The organism is Desulfoconvexum algidum (assembly GCF_055382125.1).
Map to the genome: position 1 here is coordinate 1,605,711 of NZ_AP042394.1, position 22,151 is coordinate 1,627,861.

Below are 22,151 nucleotides of genomic sequence, written 5' to 3' on the forward strand. Positions count from 1 at the left end.
AATGGTGGATAAAATTATACCATTCCGTTTGATAGTTTACCTATTAACATTGTTCCTGCTTACCAACAGCACCTATGCCCAGTCTGATGATAAGATTATTAAGGGGAATGCAGGTTCAACTCTTTTGGCTGAAAGCTTTGGCGTATTCAATGAACCATGGGCCATGACCTTTCTGCCCGGTGGAGATCTCCTGGTAACTGAAAAAAACGGAATTTTATTCATGGTCCACCTAGAGGATCGTTCCAAGGTGTCTGTCAAAGGGATACCCAATATCGCCTACGGCGGGCAGGGCGGTTTGGGTGATATCATTCTCCATCCCCAATACAAGGATACCCATTGGATATACCTGTCCTACGCTGAGCAGGATGGGTCAGGAAAAAGGGGGGCCGTTGTTGTCCGGGCTGTTCTTCGCCCTGGGTCTGCCAGGCCAACACTGGAAAACCTTGAGGTCATCTGGCGGCAAAAACCAAAAGTCTCAGGCATGGGGCATTATTCTCATCGGTTGGCATTCAGCCCGGATGGAAAATTATTCATCACTTCCGGTGAACGGCAAAAACAGACGCCAGCCCAAAGCTGGACCCAAAATCTGGGCAAAGTCATCAGGATAAACGAGGACGGATCAATCCCCCCTGACAATCCGTTTCAAGATAAGGGAGAACTTGCAAAAACCTTCTGGTCTCTGGGGCATCGCAATCTGCTTGGTATTGCTTTTGACAAAAAGGGACAATTGTGGACACACGAAATGGGCCCCAGGCATGGTGATGAATTCAACCTGACCATTGGTGGCGACAATTATGGATGGCCCATTGTCTCCTGGGGCGATCAATACTCCGGCATTCCCATTCCTGATCATGATACACGGCCAGAATTCAATGCTCCAGAGATATACTGGGTGCCCACCGTTGCCCCCTCAGGGCTGATCATATACAATGGTTCCATGTTTCCACAGTGGCAGAATAATGCCTTTATCGGAGGGCTCAGATCAAAGTCTTTGGTACGGATCCAGATTAAAGGGAACCAGGCCCATGAGGTCGAACGGTTTGATATGGGTAAACGGATACGAGAGGTTGAGCAAGGACCCAAAGGGGGCATATGGGTTCTGGAAGATAAAAAGAACGGGCGCTTGGTTCGGCTTACTCCTTACGAATAGGCATGCATGCCGAAGGTTATGTGGCAGCAATGGGAAAAGATTATGAGCCAGGATGTGAATAAGCCTGTTTACAAGGAGTTAACAATGATGACGGGGAAAATTACCATTCTGGACGGTGGTATGGGAAGGGAGTTGGAAAAAAGGGGTGCGCCGTTCAAACAACCGGAGTGGTCAGCATTGGCAATGATGGTCGCCCCCGAGAGCGTCAAAGAGGTCCATAAGGCCTTTATTGAAAGTGGTGCCTCGGTGATAAAATCCAACAGTTACGCCCTGGTCCCCTTTCATATCGGCGAAAAACGATTTAAAGATCAGGGAAAGGCGCTGGCAACATGCGCTGGTAAGACGGCGCGTGCAGCAGTCAATGAGACCCAAACCGGCATCCGTATTGCCGGTTCCATTCCCCCGTTGTTCGGTTCCTATCGTCCTGATCTGTATCGATCGGAACGAGTTGTTGAACTTGCATCCCCTTTGATTGAAGGACTCCGCACACATGTTGACTTATGGCTCTGTGAAACACAGAGTTTAATTGATGAACCCATCCGTATCAAATCATTGATTGACCGCTTGGACATGCAAAAAAAGCCGTTCTGGGTTTCTTTCACCCTGGAAGATTCACAGTTAAACAATGAACCGTTATTACGTTCAGGCGAATCTGTTGTCGATGCGGTCAAAGCGATGGTAGATGCCAACGTAGATGCTATTTTATTTAATTGTTGCCAACCGGAGGTCATCAGTCAATCCATTAAGATAACTTTCGATCAGTTGGCATCCTTGGGTGCCGAAAACATCGAGATCGGCGCCTATGCCAACGCTTTTGAACCGCAATCCAAGGATGCAACAGCAAACGAGGGGTTGAATGAATTACGTGCGGATTTGACCCCATCATCATATCTGGATTGGGCTCGGCAATGGATTCAAGATGGCGCGACTTTGATCGGCGGTTGTTGCGGAATCGGCCCCGAGCACATCGCAGTATTGTCTGAAGAACTGGCCTGAACTGCGCCAGTCTCCAATTGCAATCTTGAAAGATTGAAGAATAATCCCGTAATGCTGACAAAAGAAGATATTGAAAAATGATTCAGGAGTATTTTTTAATCCTGGAAAAGTATTCATGCTTCTGTTGACAAAAAACAAGTTTTTATTTTAAAAACAGCCATGCAAAAGAGAATACTCAATATCGGGATTGTCGCCCATGTAGATGCGGGCAAGACCACACTGACAGAACAATTACTTTTTCAGTCGGGAGCCATCAAACAACTTGGAAGCGTTGATAAGGGTTCCACCATAAGCGATAATCTGGCTTTGGAAAAACAAAGGGGCATTACCATACAGAACACTTGTGTCAGCTTTAATTGGTTTGACACAAAAATAAATCTTATTGATACTCCCGGGCATATTGATTTTTCTGCTGAAGTGGATCGAGCCATGTCTGTTCTGGATGGGGTTGTCTTATTGATTTGCGCCGTGGAAGGGGTGCAGGCCCATAGTTTGAACCTGTGGGAAAATATCAAAGAACTCGACATTCCCGTCATAATTTTTATCAATAAAATTGACCGGGATGGTGCCGACGAAGACCGTGTGTTTTCAGATTTACAAAAAGAGTTTAACATGAAGGGGTTCTGCTTAAACCATCCTGAAAACGGCTGTGGCATCAAACCCTATTTCCAATGTGATATGTCTCTAAATTTGATGGACGCAAGCTATGAAAATCTTGCCGATTTAGATGAAGATATCCTGGAAAAATATTTGGAAGGTACCCTTTCAACTTACTCTATGCTGGGTGAAAAGATACAGGATAAGATTTTTTTAAAAGAGCTGGTTCCCGTACATTTCGGGATTGCAAAAACGGGTATCGGCATACAGGACCTTGCGGATTCAATTTGTATGATTTCACCCAAAAACAGTGTGAACAGCAATGATGTAAATGCGCAGATTTTTAAGATAGAGCACCATGCCAAATTTGGTAAGCTGGCCCATATCAGGGTTTATTCAGGCGTGATGGAATCAAAGGAGAATCTATATTGTGAGCGATTGGACAGGCAAATAAAAATCAATCAGTTGTTACAAAATAAAACTGGCAAACTTGAGGTCGTGAAATCATTGGTATGCAATGACGTGGGTATTGTTGCGATTTCCGAAGAGGTCATTTCCGGTGATGTTTTGGGTAAAGAAATCAAAACAAAAAACCATGACCCTATTGCCCAGAGCGTGCTCTCTTGCGTGGTGGAAGCCTGTGAAGACTCGGATTACCAGAATTTATCCAGGGCGTTAACGATTTTAGATATTGAGGACCCTGTTCTTGAATTTACCTGGGATAAGAAGGAGAGGGTGTTTGCCTTAAAGATCATGGGTCCCATGCAGATTGAGATATTAAATCATATGTTAAAGGAGAGATTTAATATCGATGTGAATATCAAATCGCCCGAGGTGGTCTATAAGGAAACGGTTGTGGACAGAGCCGAAGCGACCGTACGCTATACCATGCCAAAGCCCTGCTGGGCTGTGATGACCTTCGGTGTTGTGCCTGGAAAATTAAATTCCGGGGTGGTCTTTGAGTCCTTTGTTGGGGTTGACGATATCGGCCAGAAATATCAGAATGAAGTGGCAAGGGCTGTCCCATGGGCACTGCAGCAGGGTATCAAAGGGTGGCCGGTCACAGATATTAAAATTAGTCTGCTTGCCGGACAAGAGCACACGATGCATTCAAACCCCGGTGATTTTTTATTGGCCACTCCCATGGGGATAATGAATGCCGTACAGAATGCCGGGACCCAATTGCTCGAGCCTTTTTATGATTTTAATATAAAAGCGCCTCAAGATTTGTTGGGAACCATTACAAATGATTTAAATAATATGAAGGCAGACATGGAGGTGCCCCTGTTCGAAGGCAACCTGTTTTGTCTGAAAGGGACTGTCTCTGTGGCTGAAGCCATGGATTACAGCATTAAATTTAATGCCTGCTGTTCAGGGAAAGGTCGGTTGAAACTAAAGATCGGCGGGTATCAGCCCTGCGAAACAAGCAAAGAAAAGATCAGAGAGTACAAAGGCGTCAACCCACTGGATAGATCGCAATGGATACTCCATAATAGAGGAGCGTTAAAGCCGGATGAGAGAATAAGGTAATTCAACCTGTGTGGGTGAGCTTTACCAACCGCAATTAAAATGATACTTTTGTATGGATCGCTGTTGAGTTAGATTTTTGATTTTTTTTAATGAATAAAGTTTCTAGCGTATTGGGGACAGAGAGTGGAACCCATAATTCAAGTCAGGCATTTAACAAAATATTATGGAAAATCCCTTGGAATAGAGGATATAAACCTTGAGATTCATAAAGGTGAAATTTTTGGATTTCTTGGGCCCAATGGGGCGGGAAAATCAACTACGATTCGCCTGATGCTCAATTTGCTGCGTCCTTCTTCGGGGAGTGTGCAAATTTTTAATAAAAATGTGCAGAAACACTATGATAAAATCTTTAATAATATTGGTAATGTCCCCGGTGAATTAAGGTTGTATGAAGAATTGACCGGCCATAATTTTTTAAACTTCATGAATAAATTTTCTAATCAAGAGCCCAAATGGCAAAAAGAATTAATTAATGCGTTTCATTTAAACCATACAGATTTAAATAAAAAAATAAAACATTATTCCCATGGGATGAAACAAAAATTAGGGATAATACAAGCCTTGCAGGATGACCCGCAACTTATCATCATGGACGAGCCTTCTGAAGGGCTTGATCCGATAAATAAAAATGTTTTGTATGATTATCTTCAAAAATTTAATGCCATGGGTAAAACCATATTTTTTTCATCACATTATCTTGCAGAGGTGGAAAAGATATGTGACCGGGTGGGGCTGGTGAAAAATGGTAAACTCATTACCAGCGAAACCATATCATCGTTAAAAGAAAAAATGATCCGGCGGCTTGAAGTTACATTTGCACACGCTTTTTTAGTGGACGATTTTGATTTGCAAAATACGACTATTATAGAACAGGACCCACATCGACTCGTTTTAAATGTAAGCGGGAATATTAATTTATTATTAAAGCAAATTGCAAAATATGAAGTAAAGAACCTTATTTTTCCAGAGCCTTCGCTTGAGGATACTTTTATGACCTTCTACGAAAAACAATAAACACCGGCATGCTAAAATATTACTCACATTTTAAAAAAATAGTATCGGATCAAAAATACAATCTGATCATTTTGACATTGTTTTGTTTTCTGTTTGAATATTTGTTTGCCTGGATATTTTTTGAATCAGAAGTAAGTAAGATTGTGGCATCCTTTATACAAAGACTTCCCCCTGGATTCACAACTTTTATAGGTGTACAGGGCGGGACAGCACAGTTTGCCACACAAATGCTGGCGTTTGGATATACACATCCGATCATTATTATAAGTCTTGCATTTTTGCAGGTCAGTATACCGGCAAGGTATATTACAGGCGAAATTGAATTAAAAACCTTTGATATTTTGTTAACCAAACCCCTTAAAAGGTTTATTATTCCTTTAAGCATTTTTACATTTTTAATCATTGCTTTGGGGCTCCAGTTCATAGCAATATTTTTAGGAACAATTGCAGGTAATTTTTATTTTGATTTGCAGATTAATATTGCCGACTATGGGAAGGCAGCTTTTGTCGGCTTTGTTTTCTTTTTAAGCATGGGGTCAATGGCCATAGCTATTTGTACCTTCCAGATTGAAAAAGGCAAGGCACTGGGCAAAACAATTGGTCTAATCGTGGCATTGTATTTTTTTGATACAATAATTAAATTAAGTAAGTCCCTGGACTATTTATACTCATACAGTTATTTCCAATTATATCAACCCGGCAAATTAGTTCAAAATCAGGCAGATGCAGGTGTTTGTGTCCTGATTTCTTTGGTTCTTACGGGTCTGTTTTTGATGGTTGCAATATTGCAATTTAACAAACGGGATTTATAAATCAGATCAATATCATCAGATTTATGGATTTCAAATCAATTAAAAGCAAGACAATAGTAGCGGTAAAGGGCCAGGACCGGTATCCTTAAAATTCCAGCCTTGACCCATCCATTTTCCATTGCTACTCAGGCAGGAACCGGGCCGCGCCTTGACTCTGCTCAACAGCATCCTTTTTTTCATTTTCAACCGCCTGTTTTTCAGGGTGGTCTACCTTCTCATTATGGACAATTTCAGCAGAGGTTACCGTAACGATCATGGTCACCCCTAAAATAATGGTCAGGGTCACAGGGTCGATAAAGGCCTGGGCCGAAGATACGGTCCCGAATGCCGTCAATGCCAGAATTACCGCAAGGATGGCCAGATTCTTTTTCATCATAAAAACCTCCTTCTAATTTTAGACGTTTTGGGGTTCATCACCAAGACTATCTTTTCGTTCAAACACCATTCAAGTTCTGTTTTCGATTTCCTGCCAGATCTCTTTCATGGCATGCTTCACCAGCCGTTTCCGATCCTGGTATGTGGTATGGAGAAGGCGGTGGGATTTTTGGCCCAAGGGCTTTCCCAGAAACTCCTCATACAGCTTTTGGATCATGGGGTTGTTGTGGGACTGGCGAACCGGGGCCTGCCTGTCTATCTCATAGAGCCCTTCCTGCCTCAGGGAAGCAGACGCCTGGTAAGCATGCTTACTCCTGGGCTGTCCCCCGCCTCCCATGCACCCGCCCGGGCAGGCCATGACCTCTACAAAGCTATAGTCGGATTCCCCGGCCTTTATGGATTCCAAGAGTCGGCCGGCGGCCTTGAGAGTATGGACAACCGCCACCTTGATCTTGCCTGCTCCGGTCCCGAGATCCACCTCGGCCTCCCGGATGTTTTCCATACCCCGAATTTCTTTTAACTCCACCCCGGCCAATTCTTCGCCTGTCACCACCTTGTGAACCGTCCGGACAGCTGCTTCCATGACCCCGCCGGTGGTGCCGAAAATCACAGCAGCACCCGAGTAATCCCCCATCCATGGGTTATCAAAATCAGACGGCGCAAGATCACAAGGATTGATCCCTTCCCGTTTTAAAATCCGCGCAAACTCCCGGGTGGTGATCACCACGTCCACCTCGGGCTGTCCGTCCCGCTCAAATTCCGGTCGCTTGGCCTCCCCTTTTTTAGCGGTGCAGGGCATGATGGAGACCACCCGCATACGCCTGGGATCAAGGCCCATGTTTTCGGCCAGATAGGTCTTGGCCATGGCCCCGAAACATTGCTGAGGGGATTTGGTGGTGGAAATATGGGCCCTCATCTCGGGATAATTTTTTTCCACATAGGAGACCCAGGCCGGACAGCAGGACGTAAACATGGGTAAGACGTCGTTTTCCCTGATCCGTTTGAGCAATTCGTTTCCTTCTTCCATGATCACCAGGTCAGCGGTAAAATTGGTGTCCAGGACCACGTCAGCCCCGAGTTTTTTCAAGGCAGTGATGATCCGCCCCTCCAGATTGGTGCCGGCGGCCATGTTAAATTCCTCGCCCAGGGCAGTGCGCACGGCCGGGGCAAATTGGAACACCGTGGTAATGGCGGGGTCATAGAGGTAATCCATCACCTCTTCGATGTCGTTCTTTTCCGCCAGGGCACCCACCGGACAGACCAGGATGCACTGGCCGCAGCCCACACAGTCGGATTCCCCCAAAGGCAGATGATCCCGGACGCTGATCTCGGTGCCCAGCCCCTTTCCCGTTATCACCAGCGTATCCACCCCCTGGATTTCCCGACAGACAGTCACACACCGAAAACAGCGGATGCACTTACTCATGTCCCGAACTACACAGGGAGAACTTTCGTCCCGGGTCCGGTTTAGATAAAAATGAGGGTAATGATACCGGGTTTGCTGGAGTCCCACAAACTGTGCCACATCCTGGAGTTCGCAATTGCCGTGGCGGATGCATGAGGCGCAATCCTGGTTGTGGTCGGCCAAAAGAAGCTCCACCTGGAGCCGTTGCATCTCCCTCACTTTGGGAGTCCGGGTCAGGACGGTCATGCCTTCTTCCATGGGGGTGGTGCAGGAGGTTACGATCTGGTGCTCCGGATCTTTTTTCCGCTGGATATCCACCAGACAGACCCGGCAGGTGCCAGGGGTATGGTTGATATCGGCCATCTCGCAGAGGGTGGGAATAAAGTGGCCGTTTTCCTTGGCCACGGTGAGTATGGTCTGGTTTTCTTTGAATTCTACGGGTTTGCCGTTAATGGTTCCGATCATGATAAATTGCCCCCTGGTATGTTAGGATTCTTGTTCTGTAATTACGGAATAGACCCGGTAGCATCTCATGCACCGGCTGGCCTCGTGATAGGCCTCCTCCACAGAAATGGGTTTTTCAACCTCTTCAAAGATCTGCCTGCGGACCTCGGGGTCCAGTTCCCGTATCTTGACCCGGTACTCGTGCTTCACTGGAATGGTCACCCCTGACTCGATCATGGGCTGGACATGGCCTACCAGTTGGCTCATCCGGTCCTCGGGATAAAACCTTACCCGGCCAAAGGTCAAATAATCATCAATACTCCGGGCCCCTTTCTCGCCCTGGGCCATGGCCTGGACCAGGGTAGCGGGACCGGTCACGCAGTCGCCGCCGGCAAATACGCCCTTGCGGGTGGTCATGAGCGAATCGTCCTGGACCTCAATGGTCCCCCTCTGGGTAAAGGCCACATGGTCCTGGTCCGGTGAGATAAATCCCGGCTCAACCTTCTGGCCGATGGCCGGTATCACATGGTCGGCCGCCAGGACAAATTCAGTCCCTTCCTTTGGGGTCACACGTTTGCGACCGGTCTCATCGGGCTTTCCCAGTTCCATTTCAATCAATTCAACCCCGGTGACTCGCCCATCCAGGGACATGACCCGGACCGGATTGACCTGGAGGTGAAAGATCACCCCTTCTTTTTCGGCCGCCTCGATTTCCTCATGGTCGGCGGGCATCTCGCTTCGGCTTCTGCGATAGACCAAGTGAACTTCTTTCACCCCCATTCTCAAGGCTGAACGGGCACAGTCCATGGCCACGTTGCCACCGCCCACCACAACCATCTTGTCCCCCAGCTTCATGGGAATACCCCTGTCAATGTGGTCGTGGTTAATGCGAAGAAGAAAATCCACCCCGAAATCATAGCCCTCAAGGTCTGGATCCTCTCCCAGGGCCCCCATCCTCTTGCCCCTGTGGGCGCCTACCCCTAAGAAGACGGCTGTGTACCCGTTGCCAAAAAGACTTTTCAGGGTAAAATCTTTCCCCATTTTTCGGTTATAGAAGATCTGGCCGCCAAGGGTTTCGATGATGCCGATCTCCTTGGTCAGGACCGCTTTGGGCAGCCGGTATTCAGGGATGCCCGTGGCCGCCATGCCCCCGGGCACGGACTTGGCCTCGTAGACGTCCACGGGATACCCCTTGAGCAGAAGATGGTAGGCCGCGGAGATGCCGGCAGGCCCGGTGCCGATCACCGCCACCTTAAGGTCGGGGTCTTTTTTATTCGGGATCATATAGGAGGCAAACCCCTGGCCGGTCATCTCTTGTTCATGGTCGGCCACAAACCGTTTCAATACCTTGATGCCCACGGCTTCATCCACCTGGGTCCGGCGGCAGGCCAGTTCACAGAACCTCACGCATACCCGGCCACAGGTTGCGGCCATGGGATATTTTTTAAGGATCACCCCCAGGGAATGGGTAAACTTACCATCCTTGATATAGTCAATGTACCGGGGCACATCCACCCGGGAAGGACAGGCCTCGATACATGGGGCCGTGACATAGGTAGAGCAGGGCTGGTGTGCAATGATTTCCCCCTTCTTTGGGATTTCAGCCTCCAGGGTCTCCCTGAAGAATGTGAGCATTTCCAGGAGGGAGACCGTGGCAGTCTGACCCAGGCCGCACAGTGAGGTGGCCCGGACATGCTCGGCCACGATTTTTATTTCTTCGAGCATCGAAGGATTTCCCCGGCCACAGGTCAGGTCTTTGAGCTTGGAGGTGATGATTCGTGTGCCCACCCGGCCGGGGGTGCACTTGCCGCAGGACTCTTCTGCCACCCGTTCCATATACTGGAGGGCCGCATCCAGAAGGTTGACGTTTTTTTCAAAGATAAAAAATCCATGGGCCCCGAAAAAGGCCTTGATGGGATTGCCAGGATTAAATGCATCAAAATCGCTGAACTCCGGGTGCTCTTCAATTTCAAATATCTTTTTCCCGCGATTGTCGATGACATTGCCGTCCCAGACCCCGAAGATTACTTTTGCCATGTGGTTTTTCCTTGATTTGTGTTCCTCGATTAAAACAAATTTGAACCACCGATCGGGTCAAACCCCGAATCCGGTAGTGCCCGCTGATGACTCTTTTAGCAATGGGTATGCCAGGCCCCAAAAAAAAAGTAAAAACCCATAAGCAATGCAGAGTTGAGGAATTTAACCTAGGACGAAATATCGGTCACAGGTGTTGTTTTTTTTTACAGGGTGTAAAGATTCTTTGCCGTTCCGATATAAAATATGGCCGCAACCGGACCGGTCAAAACCAGTGATTTCTAATCAGCATCAACAGCTGACTCTCCACCCCATGTTTTTTCTGCAAATGGCACGAATCTTGTTATGTATTCCGGACAGAACCTCATTCATAAAGGAAATAGACATGGCAACAGACCCCCTATTCGACATTTCAACTCCCGACTCAATTTCGTCCATCATGACACTCAAAAAATTTTTCCTGCCGGCAGCCATGGCTTGCCTGTTCCTCGTTCAGGCAAGTTGTCTCCAGGCGGCAGACCCCTGTCAGTTAGAAGATATCCTGGTCACGGCCCGGGGGGTGGAAAGCCAAATCTGTCTGACCCCGGGAGGCACTGCGGTCATGGAGGCCCAGGACCTGTTCCAGGCCCAGGACCCTTCGGTCACCCATACCCTGTCCCAGATTCCAGGAGTGGAAAAAATATCGGATTCGGCCTGGGGATCTGAAATCAACATCCGGGGCATGGGCCGGAACCGGGTGGTCTTTCTCATTGACGGCTGCCGGGTAAATACGGCCACGGATATCAATGGCCGATTCGGTTTCATCAATACCAATGAAATTGAACGCATTGAAGTGCTCAAGGGGCCTGTATCCGCTCTATACGGATCCGGGGCCATGGGCGGGGTGATCAATATCATCACCAAAAAGGGAAAATTTTCCACCCAGACCGATACCGCCACCACCCTTGGTGCCGTGACAGGTTCCAATCCCAAGGGATTCACCGCATTCGGGGACACGGCCCTGAACTCGAAAAATTTCTGGATCTATGCCTTTGGGGCCAAACGAGATTATGATTCCTATGACACTGGATCCGGAAATGAACAGGCAAACAGTTTTTTTGAGGACGGCAATCTCAGCCTCAAATCTGGATTTAAATGGAATCCCGAAAATATTACCGAAATGAACATCCAGTATTCAAAAGGAGAGGACATCGGAATACCGGGCAAGGGCCTGGCCCTGCCTGTCGGCCCCACCGTCACCTACCCCGACTCCCACCGGACCCTGATTCGCCTGGCCCATCACATAAGCCCGGTATCCCCTGTCCTCTCCCAGTCCGATCTCACCCTCTTTTACCAGGAGATTGAACGGGATGTGACCATGGAATTTCCCGAAGGCTCTTCCATGGACAGCATCAAGCCCTGGGGTCTCCATGAGACCCTCGGCGCCAAGTGGCAGAATGTGCTTCACCTGGGATCCCACAACCTGGTCACAGGGCTGGACGTCTGGTCCTGGGCCATGGAAACCTCAAGGGAAAAGACTCTGGCCTCGGGCCTCATCGGTATTGATACCCCCCTGGCCGATGCCCGGCAGACCTCGGCGGGTTTTTTTATGGAAGATGATATGGACATCACACAGTCCATCATCCTGAATCTGGGCGGCCGGATGGATTATATTAAAACCAAAAGCGATGAACTTTACGACTGGATTGTCCCCCCGTCATCGGCCATTATTCCCACACTGAAACGCACCGCCCAATCCAATTGGGACACAAGCTGGGATGCCCATGCCGGCCTGACCTGGCGTCCGGCGTCAGATTGGTCCATGACCCTTCTGACGGCGGCAGCCTACCGGGCCCCAGACCTCATGGAACGGTATAAGTACCTGGCCTTTTCCGGCGGGGAAATTTACGGCAATCCCGACCTGGACCCGGAACGGTCCTGGTTTTTCGAATACGGGCTTCACTACCGGGCCGGAAAATTAAGTCTTTCCGGGGCCGTATATGCCAATTTTCTCAAGGATATGATCACAGAAGAACTTGTCTCGGGGACAACCAATATCTATCAGATGGAAAACGTGAACAAGGCCAGGCTCCTGGGAGGTGAACTTGAGGCAGCATACCACATGGACAAATGGCGGGTATTTGCCACCCTGGCCTATACCCGGGGGACGGATGAAACCAATGATACGGACCTGGCCTTTGTGCCGCCTTTAAACGGGATGGCCGGAATAGCCCATAACGACAAAGGACCCGGGCTGTGGGGGGAGGTCAATCTGAAATGGGCGGCCAAACAGGACAAAATCGCAGCAGGAGAAACCCAGACCCCGGGATGGGCCACTGTCAATGCCCGGGCCGGATACCGATTTACCATTGTCCAGACCCGCCATGAGTTCATGATCGGCCTGGACAATATCTTTGATGTGGATTATGCCAACCACCTGTCCACCTCCCGGGGGATTGAATTATCCGAACCCGGGTTCAACGCCCTTGCGGCATGGAAAATGGAATTCTAACCCATGGGACCCATGAAACGATCCATCCATTTTCTGGTACTGATTCTCGCGGCCGGCCTGGTCTCAGCCGGTGCCTTTCAGGCCCTGACCCGGACCCCTGAAACCATGTTTACCCTGGGGAACAATCCAGATCTGCCGGTGCTGACATTTTATACCACCGGTCTTGCCACTACCCCCCAGATCGCTTTCTGGCATGCCGTGGACAAGGGCCGGATTCTGGAAAAATGCAATATTAAGGTCATACTGTGGAAAAACCTGGATGATCTAAGGGGCATCCTCCTGGCCGGCAAAGGCGACCTCTGGCTGGGCCACACCGACGGCTTTGTCCAAGCGGCCCGCAGGGGGGCCCCTGTCCGGCTCATGATCACCACGGGATGGCGCAAATTTTACCTGGTCTCCACCCGGGCCGCCCCGGCCCGGTTCAATGAGTTCTATGGCGACTCCCTGGCCTTTGCCCCGCCCGGTTCCCCGGCAATTCCCATTCTCAGGCATATTCTACCGGACAGACAAAAAATTATCTTCCTCTCCCATGAGCCCCGGCAGCTGGCCGTCAAACTGATCCAAGGGGATATAACCTCTGCCCTGGTGCCCGAACCCCTGGTCACCACCCTCCTGGAAAAAGTCCCCGGCCTCAAGCAGGGCCAGAGCCTGGAAGATCTATATGGCAGGTATACCAAAGGGCCTGCCAGGATGCCCATTGCCGGACTTGCCGTGAACGCCGCAACCGCTGACAGGTATCCAAAGCTCATCGCCTTTCTGGCCAAAGAAATCCTGGCCTCGGCCCTGGTGCTTTCAAATGATCCTGCCCAGGGCATTGCCTCTTTGCCTACGGCCTTTGAATCCTTTGTGTCCCGGGATTTGATCCGAAAATCCTTGACCCGGGATCTCTTTTTGGCCCAAAAGAGCTATGAGATTCGGGACGAAATCCGGCAATACCTTTGTCTGGCGACCGGGCCCGGAAAAGAGATGGTTCTGCCGGACACGATTTTCTGGAGGTGACCATGGGGTTTGGATTGTCCATGATAATTTTAACCGTGGTCTGGCTGGGAGCCAATCTAATGTTCGGGGCGGCATTGGTACCCTCTCCTTGTGGAACCATGGTCTGTCTGGGTCGGCTGGTACTCACTTCCGAATTCTGGATACATTTCTCCATCACCTTGTTCCGGGGGGCTGCAGCATTAGGCATAACCGTACTCCTGGCCCTGGGGGCCGGAATACCTGCGGGTCGAAATCGGCGGGTCATGGATGTGATCATGCCCCTGGCTGCCATTCTCCAGGCCACCCCGCCCATTCTCTGGATCACCCTGATCATGGTCTGGGCAGGTACCGGCAATATGGTCCCCATCCTGGTGGTCATTGCTTCCCTCTTTCCCCCGGTATTTCTTGCCACGGCAATGGCTGCGGCAGATCTGGACAAGCGTTTTTTTGACCTGGCCCATGTACACGGGGTGGACAGATTTACCATTCTCAAAGACCTCATTCTTCCGGGTATTTTCCCCCATTTTCTGGCCGGGTTTTCCTATGCACTGGGGTCCTGTCTCAAGATTGCTGCTGTGGCTGAATTTTTGGGAGCGGATCAGGGTATGGGGGCCAGGATTTACTGGGCCTACCGGATGATGGACATGGAAGGCCTCTTCGCCTGGGCCCTGGTCCTGGTGGGTACGGGGGTGGTCATGGAGCTGTTCTGGATCAGGCCCCTGAGGGATCTGGCCCGAAAACAAGGAGGACATGATGCTGGTGCTTAACAAAATTGGCAAGGCCTATGGGAAAAAAGTGGTTCTGGAAGGGGTGAACCTGAATCTTACAAAGGGAAATATGCTCTGCCTGTCCGGACCTTCGGGCATGGGAAAATCCACCCTGCTTCGCATTGCCGCAGGCATTGAACCGCCTGATGGGGGTCGGGTTGAAGATCACGCCTTCCAAAAGGGATTCGCCTTCCAAGAGACCGTTCTCCTACCCTGGAAAAGCGTTGCAGGCAATCTGCGATTTGTCATGGGTCCGGGGGAAAAAAAGGAAGACAAAATCAAAACCCTGCTGGCAGCACTGGGCCTGTCAGAGGCCGCAGACTTCATGCCCCACCAGCTGAGCGGAGGAATGAAAAAGCTATTGGGCCTGGCAATCAGCCTGGCGGTTGACCCGGACCTGATCTTTCTGGACGAACCCTTTGCCTTTGTGGACAGGGTGTGGCAGGACCGGATTACCCAATATTTGCTCCGCCTCAATCGGGAAAAAAAGCTGACCATTTTCATGGCCAGCCACGAACTGGGCCCGGTGAGGGCCATGGGTGCCCGGATCCTTAACATCCAGGGCACCCCCATCAGAATCTGCCATAGTTAGTGACGGATCAAAAACTTGTCCCGCCGCGTTGCTGTGTAACGGCAGATGACGCCTGTATGACTGTTTTTAAAAAAAAGGATCTGTGTTGGAGGGTAGGCTGTTTCACCGCTGCCATCACAACTCTTTACACGCTGTAAAAACACCCGACAGAAGTCCCCATGCCAAAGGGGAGGGGCTTTTCAACCCATATGTGGGTTACTCTGTTATTTTAAAGGGTTATGTAAATTTATTTTTTAAAAGATCCGGCACATGACTTGCTATGTCTTCGATCTGGAGGTTTTTTTTCCGGGCTTTGGACCGCCAGAGAACGGGATGAAAATCAAATTGGAAATAACCAGATGAAAAGAAAAGCAGGAAAATTATGAATATACAGAAGTTGCTGAAACAGGCAGACACAGACGATCAGCGCACGTTGAATGAAAGGGAGTCCAAACAACTCCTGAAATCCTATGGGGTGCCCGTGGTCAGAGAGATGACCGCCCATGACACAAAAACCGCCCTGGCGTCCGCCGAAAAGATAGGATTCCCCGTGGTCGTAAAAGGCTTTGGGGCAACGCTCCAGCATAAAACCGAACGGGGACTGGTTCACCTCAACCTGTGGGATGCCCGGGCCGTGACTGCAGCTGTCACATCCATCATGGAAGAGGCCGGTGAAGAGCTGGAAGGAATACTGGTCCAGCCCTGCCTGGCCGGACGACGGGAGTTTGTTGCAGGGCTTTTTCGGGATAAGGTGTTTGGCCCGGTGATCATGTTCGGGGTGGGGGGGGTCTTAACAGAGGCGTTACAGGATGTTGTCTTTCGCCTGGCCCCCCTGGCCCCCGCCGATGCCCAAGAGATGCTCAACAAGATCAAGGCCCAGTCCCTGCTGGGGGCTTTCAGGGGGGAATCAGCTGTTGATCGGGAAGAGATCAAGCGCATTCTGTTGGGGTTGTCCCGCCTTGCCATGGAGCAGCCGCAGATTGAAGAGGTCGATATAAACCCGCTGATGGCCGATGCCGCAGGAGAGATCACGGCTGTGGATGCATTGGTCTGCCTGGGGGGTGGGAACAAAATAACAACAACAACATTGCCGGTGGATTTCCACCGGATCAATCGGTTCTTCTATCCGGAATCCATCGCCTTTATCGGCGCCTCTTCAAACATTGGGAAATGGGGGTATCTGCTTCCCCTGAGCAGCATGTCCTGGGAATACAAGGGCAAAATTTACATGGTCAATCCCACTGGCGGGACCCTCCTGGGCCAGGATTGCTATCAACGGGTCACAGATATTCCAGGACCGGTTGACCTGGCTGTGGTCACCATCCCGGCCGCCCGGGTGCTTGAGTTGATTCCCCAACTCAAGGCAAAGGGTATAAAAAACATGCTGATCATCACCTCGGGATTCCGGGAGATCGGTGACGCCGGGGATGTCCTGGAAAAGAGCTTGATCAAAGAGGCCGCAAAAGCCGGCATCCTGGTCATTGGTCCCAACACCATGGGCCTGTGTAACCCCCACATCGGTTTAACCTGCCTGCCGTTTCCGGTAAAACCCCGGGCCGGGTCAACCGCCCTGGTGTCCCAGTCCGGCAATATGGGGTTGCAGTTTCTGGCCTTTGCCGAACAGCAATGTATTGGTATCCGCGGGTTTTGCGGGTCCGGCAATGAAGCCATGGTCACCATTCCTGACTTTCTGGATGCATTTGAAATAGACCCCTTGACCCGGATTGTTATGCTTTATATGGAAAGCATCAGGGACGGCCGCAGGTTTTTTGAGTCTGCCACACGGGTCAGCCGTAAAAAACCGGTGGTGCTGCTCAAAGGCGGTCAGAGCGGTTCTGGAAAAAAGGCTGCCGCCAGCCACACCGGTGCCATTGCATCCGACGCCCGTGTCTTTGATGCCGCCTGTCAACAGGCCGGCATCGTTCAGGTGTCAAAATCGAGAACCCTCCTGGATGTGGTGGCCGCGTTTGCCTCCCAACCGATTCCCCAGGGAAACAGAATCGCCATTTTGACCCTGGGGGGCGGGTGGGGGGTCCTGACCGCTGACCTGTGCAGCCAAGTTGGACTGGACATCCCCAGTTTAACCCCCGACATCCTTCAACGGATCGATCACCTGCTGCCGGCGTTCTGGAGCCGTGGCAATCCCGTGGACATCGTCGCCACCCTGGGCCTGGACATCCCCACCCTGATTTTGGAGGAACTGCTTAAATGGGACGGCTGCGATGCCGTGGTCAACCTGGGGATCCTGGGCAAACAGTTTTTTGTCAAACGGGTGATCGCAGCTGCCCGCACCAAAGGGCTTATTTCGGCCGCTGAGAATGATGCCTATCTGAAAATGGCACTGGGATCGGAAGAGAAATATATCCAGGCTGTGGTGGCCCTGATTGAACGTTACCAGAAGCCGGTTTACGGTGTTTCCCTCTACGATGAGGAAAAAGACCAAACCATTTATCCCGTGGGAGAGAGCCGTTATAAAGGGCTTTTTTATCCGACCCCGGCCCGGGCTGTCACTGCGGTATCAAAAATGGTGGAATACGGTCAATTTTTGAAACGCCAGGGGGCGATGAAATAAGCACTAATTTTTAGGTCCATCATAAATTCGCTTGAAAAGAATGGCAAGGATGCGACATTGATCTTGTGCTCTCCATCGAGAGCCTTAAAAACAAAGGGGTGGATGTGTTTGGCGTCCTTGTGAATCGAGCGGCCCCCCCTCTGTTTTGAGGCTCTGAAGGGTGAACTTGAGGAGGCGATTCCCGTATCAACCCTTTTAAAAGCCTGTAGAGATACCCTGAACAGACTCGACAGATGCCTTGTCAATAAACCTGTTGAATTCATGGAGTCTTATCCTTAATGATTGAATAGATCTGGTTGTAAAATTTGATACTTTACAATAATTGAGAAAATGTTCTATCGTTAAAAAAATTTGTTTGGGAGGTTTTTTATGCTTCTACTACAATTTTAACACCTGAAAAATCCTTTTTTGAGCTAACCGAGGGGTTTGGGGGGTATGCTTATGTAAATTTAACTAAGGGCTTAAAATAATGATTTTTGTAAACGAACCATATGTTTCGCAATTTTTTAAAAGGACTGCTAAAGACAATAATATACCTATCGTCGGCACTAAAATAGCAAAAAAGATAGGTCTTTATAATGGCACCAATATAATCGGTGAAGATGAGGCTATTGAAATAGTTCGAAAGACAAATATTCCTATCATCTATATGACGTCTGAAAATTCAATAGATTGGATAACGAAACATTTGGCTTTTAGTGATCTTCCTGAAAAAATAAAGTTTTTTAAAGATAAACTGAAATTTCGTGAACTAACAAAATCAATTTTCCCAAACTTTATTTTTAAAGAGGTACGGGTCGAAAACCTAAAAAAGATTCAGTTTAATGAATTGCCATTACCATTTATTATCAAACCAACGGTTGGTTTTTTTAGTATGGGGGTTTATAAAGTTTCAAATTTCGAGGAATGGGGGAACGTTATTGATTCAATAGTTGCTGAAATAGATCAAACCAAAGATCTATATCCTGAAGCGGTATTGGACACCAGTTCATTTATTATTGAACAGTGTATTACGGGTGAGGAATTTGCTGTTGATGCATATTATAATTCGATTGGTGAACCCGTTATCCTAGGCATCTTTAGACATACATTCTCTTCAGATGAAGATGTTAGTGATAGAGTTTACACGACGTCCAAAGAGATTATTGAAAATAATCTTAAGGAATTCACAGAGTTTGCGGCGAGAATAGGTGGATTGGCTGGCGTAAAAAATTTTCCAGTACATATTGAGCTTAGACGAGACAATGACGGGGCGTTATTACCTATCGAAGTAAATCCAATGCGGTTTGGCGGTTGGTGTACTACCGCAGATATGTCTTTTATAGCGTATGGATTTAACCCGTATCTATATTTTTTCCTCCAAAAGAAACCAAATTGGTCAGAAGCTCTCAAAGGAAAAGAAGGCAAGCTCTTCAGTATTATCGTGTTGGACAATTCAACAGGCATAGACATAAATGAGATTAAATCATTTGATTATGAAAAGTTACTTTCATATTTTGAAAAGCCACTGGAACTAAGAAAAATTGATTATAAAAAGTATTCTGTTTTTGGTTTTTTATTTACGGAAACCAGAGAAGATAACTTCATTGAGCTTAAAAATATACTGGATTCAGATTTGAATGAATTTGTATCAACAGATATAAATATAGAAGGAAAAATGGATCAGGTCTACCGTTGACTCTTAGTTTGTTAAAATGATAGCAACGAGCATGCTGATGGGCAAACCGAAGATATTATATACGAACGAGAAGACAAAAAGCGATACTTAATGTGATGGATAAATACACGAATATTTTTGAATTGAAGCAGGTTGAAAGGGAGGATATAGATTACACCATCCTGTATCGTGAACTTCCTTCTAAAATCACTATAATGGCAATTCACGGAGGAGGCATTGAACCTGGAACTATTGATATTGCAGACGAATTTACCAGTTGTGATTATACGTTTTATGGCTTTAAAGGCCTAAAGAAAACGGGGAATGCAGCATTACATATAAACAGCAATAATTTTGATGAGCCAATCGCATTAAAGGCCGCTAATAATGCTGACATTGTAGTTTCAATTCATGGTGCTAAAGATAAATCGGAAATGGTTCATATCGGTGGATTGAATCATACGTTAAAACAAATTATTATGCAGAAATTAAGGCTTGCGGGATTTGATGCTTCGATTTGTGAAATACCTGGATTGCAGGGAATAAAACCTGAAAATATATGTAACCGGTGTAAGACAGGCAAGGGTGTTCAACTCGAACTTTCAAGGGGATTAAGGGAAAAATTATTTATTGATTTAGGGCATCGGTATTTGAGGAAGAAAACGATTTTATTTTATAAGTTTGTTAATACTTTAAAAGAAGCTTTGTTATTATTTTCAAGGGGAATATAACCTCACCATTTCAGCCGACTGCAAAAAAAAGAGGCGCCTGAAGTCGCCCGATAACTCATTTGCCGGAACGTTAACTTTTAAAAAAATAAAGCGGAGATTAAATGTTTAAGATAACCAAAACATCTTCAAATCGTTTGGATATCGAGTTGAGTGGTAAATTAAACTCTGAAGAAATGAAAATTGCACTTGATGAACTTGAGAGCAACTCTTGTGATATAGAAAATGGATTAATGCTATATGATGTTGTTGAATTTCATTTACCTTCATTAGAGGCAATCGCTATTGAATTCTCCAGGTTACCATCAATGTTTACATTAATAAGAAAATTTAGAAAAGCTGCCGTCCTAGCAGACAAGAATTGGATACAAGTTGCCAGTGAATTTGAAGGGTTGTTAATTCCAGGAATAGAAATAAAAGCTTTTAATCGTGATCAGAAAGCTGAGGCAGAAAAATGGATGGCGGCATAGAGATAGTTGACTTAATCAGGCATTTAAGACGGTCTCGCTGATATTGTACTGCTTGCCCATCACCGTACAAATGGGTCTGCTTGATGGGAAAAAGGCCACCACTAACTGGCAATTCGTCCGGCTTTTTAAGAGACGATTCAAAAAAGTGATCGGTGATCTGCCCTTAAAATATCTGCAGAAAGTTCGTATTGATGCGGCAAAGGAATGGCTTGAAACCACCCACGAGACCATCGATAAAATAACAGGGTCTGTTGGATATTCTGATATCAGTTCATTCCCTCGATTGTTCAAACAGCATACCCAGATTTCTCCCAAAATTTACAGGGGAAAACTTTTTTGTCAATTATAATAGAACCAAGAACATCATAAACTGGACAAAATGGCCAAGGCGCTTGATTTTAACTGCCGTTTTTTTATCCAAGCAATTCAAAAATTTCTTGGGAATGGATCATGTCCTTGATCCATTCCCCGGGAATCGCATCCGGGTCATTGTAAGCACCTAAGATAAATCCCAGGAACATGCCCCGGGCAGAACTGTCCCCGCCCGCCATGATATTTTCAACAAGGGCTTCCTTCAGGTTGTCTTCATATTTTGCAATCAGATGAATGGTGCTGGGAAGGGCGGCTTCCACGGAACACTCCTGACCGAACCCTGCAATGGTTTTTCTGGTGTCCTGGGTTTTACTGGCAAGTCCATTTTTTATTGCCTGTTTGATTTGTGGGTCTGCCGCCATGGCATCCGCTGCGGTCCGTATCGCCTCAGAGGGTTTGCTGCCGGCCAACACCTTAAGAAAGGCCCTGGCAAACAATTCGGCGCTGGCTAAAACATGGGGATGATTGTGGGTCATGCGGGTCTGGTCCCGGCAGGCTGCGATAAATGCATCTGGCTTATCATGGTAAAAGGCAGCCAGGGGAACCATGCGGGAGGCTCCTCCGAGATCCGATGATAGGGAACCGGCTTTATCGGGGGATTTGTTTGCTGAAAAATTTATCAGGGTTTCCTTGGTGGCCTGGTCTATATATCCGGAATAATTTTGGAAGAAATCCTGCCAGTTTACTGCAAAGATATTCAGGTCAAATTTTTTTGCTCTGGCAAGGGATTTTAGCAGCACCAGGCTCTGGTCACCATAGTGGGTAAAGGCTCCCTTTTTTTTCCCCCGGTGCCACCGGCCAATTTCAGGTGCCACCATGGATTCCAGCCGTCCATATTTTTCATCAATGTCCGATACCCTATAAACCCAGTGAACACCTAATGCCAGTGCATCTGCAACGAAGGATGCCATGACGGCTTGTTTGATTTTTTGTACCATAAAGCGCCTCCTTTAAAAAATGATCGGGGATACAAATCGTTCCTATTCTATGAATAGACATTTCTTTGGAAAGATGCAATCCGATTGTCGATCCATTGGATTGCCGTCAGGTCACGGTTCCTATCAAAATATCGTGACCATGGGGGACAATGGAAAATTAAAGGTATTGTTTTATATCAATAAATGCAAATTTAAACTGATTATGATATGATAAACTTTTTCGCTTGTTGGGTCAAATCATTATAAAAGG

General features: G+C 47.9%; 18 protein-coding genes. 14 read left to right on the top strand and 4 right to left on the bottom strand.

All coding sequences use genetic code 11. The annotated features are described in order from the left end of the window. The first annotated feature begins 1 nt into the window (after nucleotide 1). The 5 genes from ACZ45G_RS07340 (at nucleotide 2) to ACZ45G_RS07360 (ending at nucleotide 6,099) form a co-directional block, all read left to right on the top strand. Nucleotides 2-1,150: a PQQ-dependent sugar dehydrogenase gene (locus ACZ45G_RS07340; RefSeq protein ID WP_464176526.1), complete on the top strand. Its 1,149-nt coding sequence runs from the start codon at nucleotides 2-4 to the stop codon at nucleotides 1,148-1,150. 42 nt (nucleotides 1,151-1,192) lie between these two features. Continuing rightward, complete coding sequence (locus ACZ45G_RS07345) at nucleotides 1,193-2,146, top strand: homocysteine S-methyltransferase family protein (protein ID WP_464176528.1); 954 nt, start codon at nucleotides 1,193-1,195, stop codon at nucleotides 2,144-2,146. Nucleotides 2,147-2,305: 159 nt separating this feature from the next. Next, nucleotides 2,306-4,273, top strand: a complete 1,968-nt coding sequence (locus ACZ45G_RS07350) for a GTP-binding protein (RefSeq protein WP_464176530.1) — start codon at nucleotides 2,306-2,308, stop codon at nucleotides 4,271-4,273. Nucleotides 4,274-4,396: 123 nt separating this feature from the next. Beyond that, nucleotides 4,397-5,287, top strand: a complete 891-nt coding sequence (locus ACZ45G_RS07355; RefSeq protein ID WP_464176532.1) for an ABC transporter ATP-binding protein — start codon at nucleotides 4,397-4,399, stop codon at nucleotides 5,285-5,287. A 143-nt stretch (nucleotides 5,288-5,430) separates the two neighbouring features. Beyond that, nucleotides 5,431-6,099, top strand: coding sequence for an ABC transporter permease subunit (locus ACZ45G_RS07360; RefSeq protein ID WP_464176534.1), 669 nt, complete (start codon nucleotides 5,431-5,433; stop codon nucleotides 6,097-6,099). A 121-nt stretch (nucleotides 6,100-6,220) separates the two neighbouring features. Here ACZ45G_RS07360 and ACZ45G_RS07365 read toward each other — a convergent pair whose 3' ends face one another. The 3 genes from ACZ45G_RS07365 to ACZ45G_RS07375 form a co-directional block, all read right to left on the bottom strand. Then, entirely contained in the window at nucleotides 6,221-6,475 is a 255-nt protein-coding gene (locus tag ACZ45G_RS07365; RefSeq protein WP_464176536.1) for a hypothetical protein, read from the bottom strand. A 69-nt stretch (nucleotides 6,476-6,544) separates the two neighbouring features. After that, on the bottom strand, nucleotides 6,545-8,344 hold the full coding sequence (locus tag ACZ45G_RS07370; RefSeq protein WP_464176538.1) for a [FeFe] hydrogenase, group A: 1,800 nt from the start codon (nucleotides 8,342-8,344) through the stop codon (nucleotides 6,545-6,547). Nucleotides 8,345-8,365: 21 nt separating this feature from the next. Beyond that, nucleotides 8,366-10,360 (bottom strand): FAD-dependent oxidoreductase, encoded by a 1,995-nt coding sequence (locus ACZ45G_RS07375; RefSeq protein WP_464176540.1) that lies wholly within the window; start codon nucleotides 10,358-10,360, stop codon nucleotides 8,366-8,368. A 382-nt stretch (nucleotides 10,361-10,742) separates the two neighbouring features. Here ACZ45G_RS07375 and ACZ45G_RS07380 point away from each other — a divergent pair, with 382 nt between their 5' ends. The 9 genes from ACZ45G_RS07380 to ACZ45G_RS07420 all read left to right on the top strand — a co-directional run bounded on the left by ACZ45G_RS07380 (nucleotide 10,743) and on the right by ACZ45G_RS07420 (nucleotide 20,940). After that, nucleotides 10,743-12,848, top strand: a complete 2,106-nt coding sequence (locus ACZ45G_RS07380) for a TonB-dependent receptor plug domain-containing protein (RefSeq protein ID WP_464176542.1) — start codon at nucleotides 10,743-10,745, stop codon at nucleotides 12,846-12,848. 3 nt (nucleotides 12,849-12,851) lie between these two features. Continuing rightward, complete coding sequence (locus ACZ45G_RS07385; protein ID WP_464176544.1) at nucleotides 12,852-13,847, top strand: substrate-binding domain-containing protein; 996 nt, start codon at nucleotides 12,852-12,854, stop codon at nucleotides 13,845-13,847. A gap of 2 nt (nucleotides 13,848-13,849) precedes the next feature. Further along, on the top strand, nucleotides 13,850-14,593 hold the full coding sequence (locus tag ACZ45G_RS07390) for an ABC transporter permease (RefSeq protein ID WP_464176546.1): 744 nt from the start codon (nucleotides 13,850-13,852) through the stop codon (nucleotides 14,591-14,593). After that, a complete protein-coding gene (locus ACZ45G_RS07395; RefSeq protein WP_464176548.1) occupies nucleotides 14,577-15,185 on the top strand; it encodes an ATP-binding cassette domain-containing protein in 609 nt (202 codons plus the stop codon). Before ACZ45G_RS07390 ends, ACZ45G_RS07395 begins: the two co-directional genes overlap by 17 nt. 361 nt (nucleotides 15,186-15,546) lie before the next feature. Further along, nucleotides 15,547-17,736, top strand: coding sequence for an acetate--CoA ligase family protein (locus ACZ45G_RS07400; RefSeq protein WP_464176550.1), 2,190 nt, complete (start codon nucleotides 15,547-15,549; stop codon nucleotides 17,734-17,736). Between the two features lie 469 nt (nucleotides 17,737-18,205). Beyond that, nucleotides 18,206-19,414, top strand: a complete 1,209-nt coding sequence (locus ACZ45G_RS07405; RefSeq protein ID WP_464176552.1) for an ATP-grasp domain-containing protein — start codon at nucleotides 18,206-18,208, stop codon at nucleotides 19,412-19,414. Nucleotides 19,415-19,509: 95 nt separating this feature from the next. Further along, nucleotides 19,510-20,124 (top strand): poly-gamma-glutamate hydrolase family protein, encoded by a 615-nt coding sequence (locus ACZ45G_RS07410; RefSeq protein WP_464176554.1) that lies wholly within the window; start codon nucleotides 19,510-19,512, stop codon nucleotides 20,122-20,124. Between the two features lie 101 nt (nucleotides 20,125-20,225). After that, complete coding sequence (locus ACZ45G_RS07415; protein ID WP_464176556.1) at nucleotides 20,226-20,591, top strand: SpoIIAA family protein; 366 nt, start codon at nucleotides 20,226-20,228, stop codon at nucleotides 20,589-20,591. A gap of 70 nt (nucleotides 20,592-20,661) precedes the next feature. Next, nucleotides 20,662-20,940, top strand: a complete 279-nt coding sequence (locus ACZ45G_RS07420; protein ID WP_464176558.1) for a helix-turn-helix domain-containing protein — start codon at nucleotides 20,662-20,664, stop codon at nucleotides 20,938-20,940. 64 nt (nucleotides 20,941-21,004) lie between these two features. Here ACZ45G_RS07420 and ACZ45G_RS07425 read toward each other — a convergent pair whose 3' ends face one another. After that, nucleotides 21,005-21,901 carry an ADP-ribosylglycohydrolase family protein gene (locus ACZ45G_RS07425; protein WP_464176560.1) on the bottom strand — a complete coding sequence of 299 codons (897 nt, stop codon included), beginning with the start codon at nucleotides 21,899-21,901 and terminating at the stop codon, nucleotides 21,005-21,007. Between the last annotated feature and the right edge of the window lie 250 nt (nucleotides 21,902-22,151).

Excerpts from the sequence above, each read along its gene's own strand:
- ACZ45G_RS07405 (WP_464176552.1), top strand. The coding sequence starts at position 18,206 with ATGATTTTTGTAAACGAACCATATGTTTCGCAATTTTTTAAAAGGACT.
- ACZ45G_RS07410 (WP_464176554.1), top strand. The coding sequence starts at position 19,510 with ATGGATAAATACACGAATATTTTTGAATTGAAGCAGGTTGAAAGGGAG.
- ACZ45G_RS07415 (WP_464176556.1), top strand. The coding sequence starts at position 20,226 with ATGTTTAAGATAACCAAAACATCTTCAAATCGTTTGGATATCGAGTTG.
- ACZ45G_RS07395 (WP_464176548.1), top strand. The coding sequence starts at position 14,577 with ATGATGCTGGTGCTTAACAAAATTGGCAAGGCCTATGGGAAAAAAGTG.
- ACZ45G_RS07375 (WP_464176540.1), bottom strand. The coding sequence starts at position 10,360 with ATGGCAAAAGTAATCTTCGGGGTCTGGGACGGCAATGTCATCGACAAT.
- ACZ45G_RS07370 (WP_464176538.1), bottom strand. The coding sequence starts at position 8,344 with ATGATCGGAACCATTAACGGCAAACCCGTAGAATTCAAAGAAAACCAG.
- ACZ45G_RS07400 (WP_464176550.1), top strand. The coding sequence starts at position 15,547 with ATGAATATACAGAAGTTGCTGAAACAGGCAGACACAGACGATCAGCGC.
- ACZ45G_RS07345 (WP_464176528.1), top strand. The coding sequence starts at position 1,193 with ATGAGCCAGGATGTGAATAAGCCTGTTTACAAGGAGTTAACAATGATG.
- ACZ45G_RS07390 (WP_464176546.1), top strand. The coding sequence starts at position 13,850 with ATGGGGTTTGGATTGTCCATGATAATTTTAACCGTGGTCTGGCTGGGA.
- ACZ45G_RS07380 (WP_464176542.1), top strand. The coding sequence starts at position 10,743 with ATGGCAACAGACCCCCTATTCGACATTTCAACTCCCGACTCAATTTCG.
- ACZ45G_RS07420 (WP_464176558.1), top strand. The coding sequence starts at position 20,662 with ATGGGTCTGCTTGATGGGAAAAAGGCCACCACTAACTGGCAATTCGTC.
- ACZ45G_RS07340 (WP_464176526.1), top strand. The coding sequence starts at position 2 with ATGGTGGATAAAATTATACCATTCCGTTTGATAGTTTACCTATTAACA.
- ACZ45G_RS07385 (WP_464176544.1), top strand. The coding sequence starts at position 12,852 with ATGGGACCCATGAAACGATCCATCCATTTTCTGGTACTGATTCTCGCG.
- ACZ45G_RS07350 (WP_464176530.1), top strand. The coding sequence starts at position 2,306 with ATGCAAAAGAGAATACTCAATATCGGGATTGTCGCCCATGTAGATGCG.
- ACZ45G_RS07365 (WP_464176536.1), bottom strand. The coding sequence starts at position 6,475 with ATGATGAAAAAGAATCTGGCCATCCTTGCGGTAATTCTGGCATTGACG.
- ACZ45G_RS07425 (WP_464176560.1), bottom strand. The coding sequence starts at position 21,901 with ATGGTACAAAAAATCAAACAAGCCGTCATGGCATCCTTCGTTGCAGAT.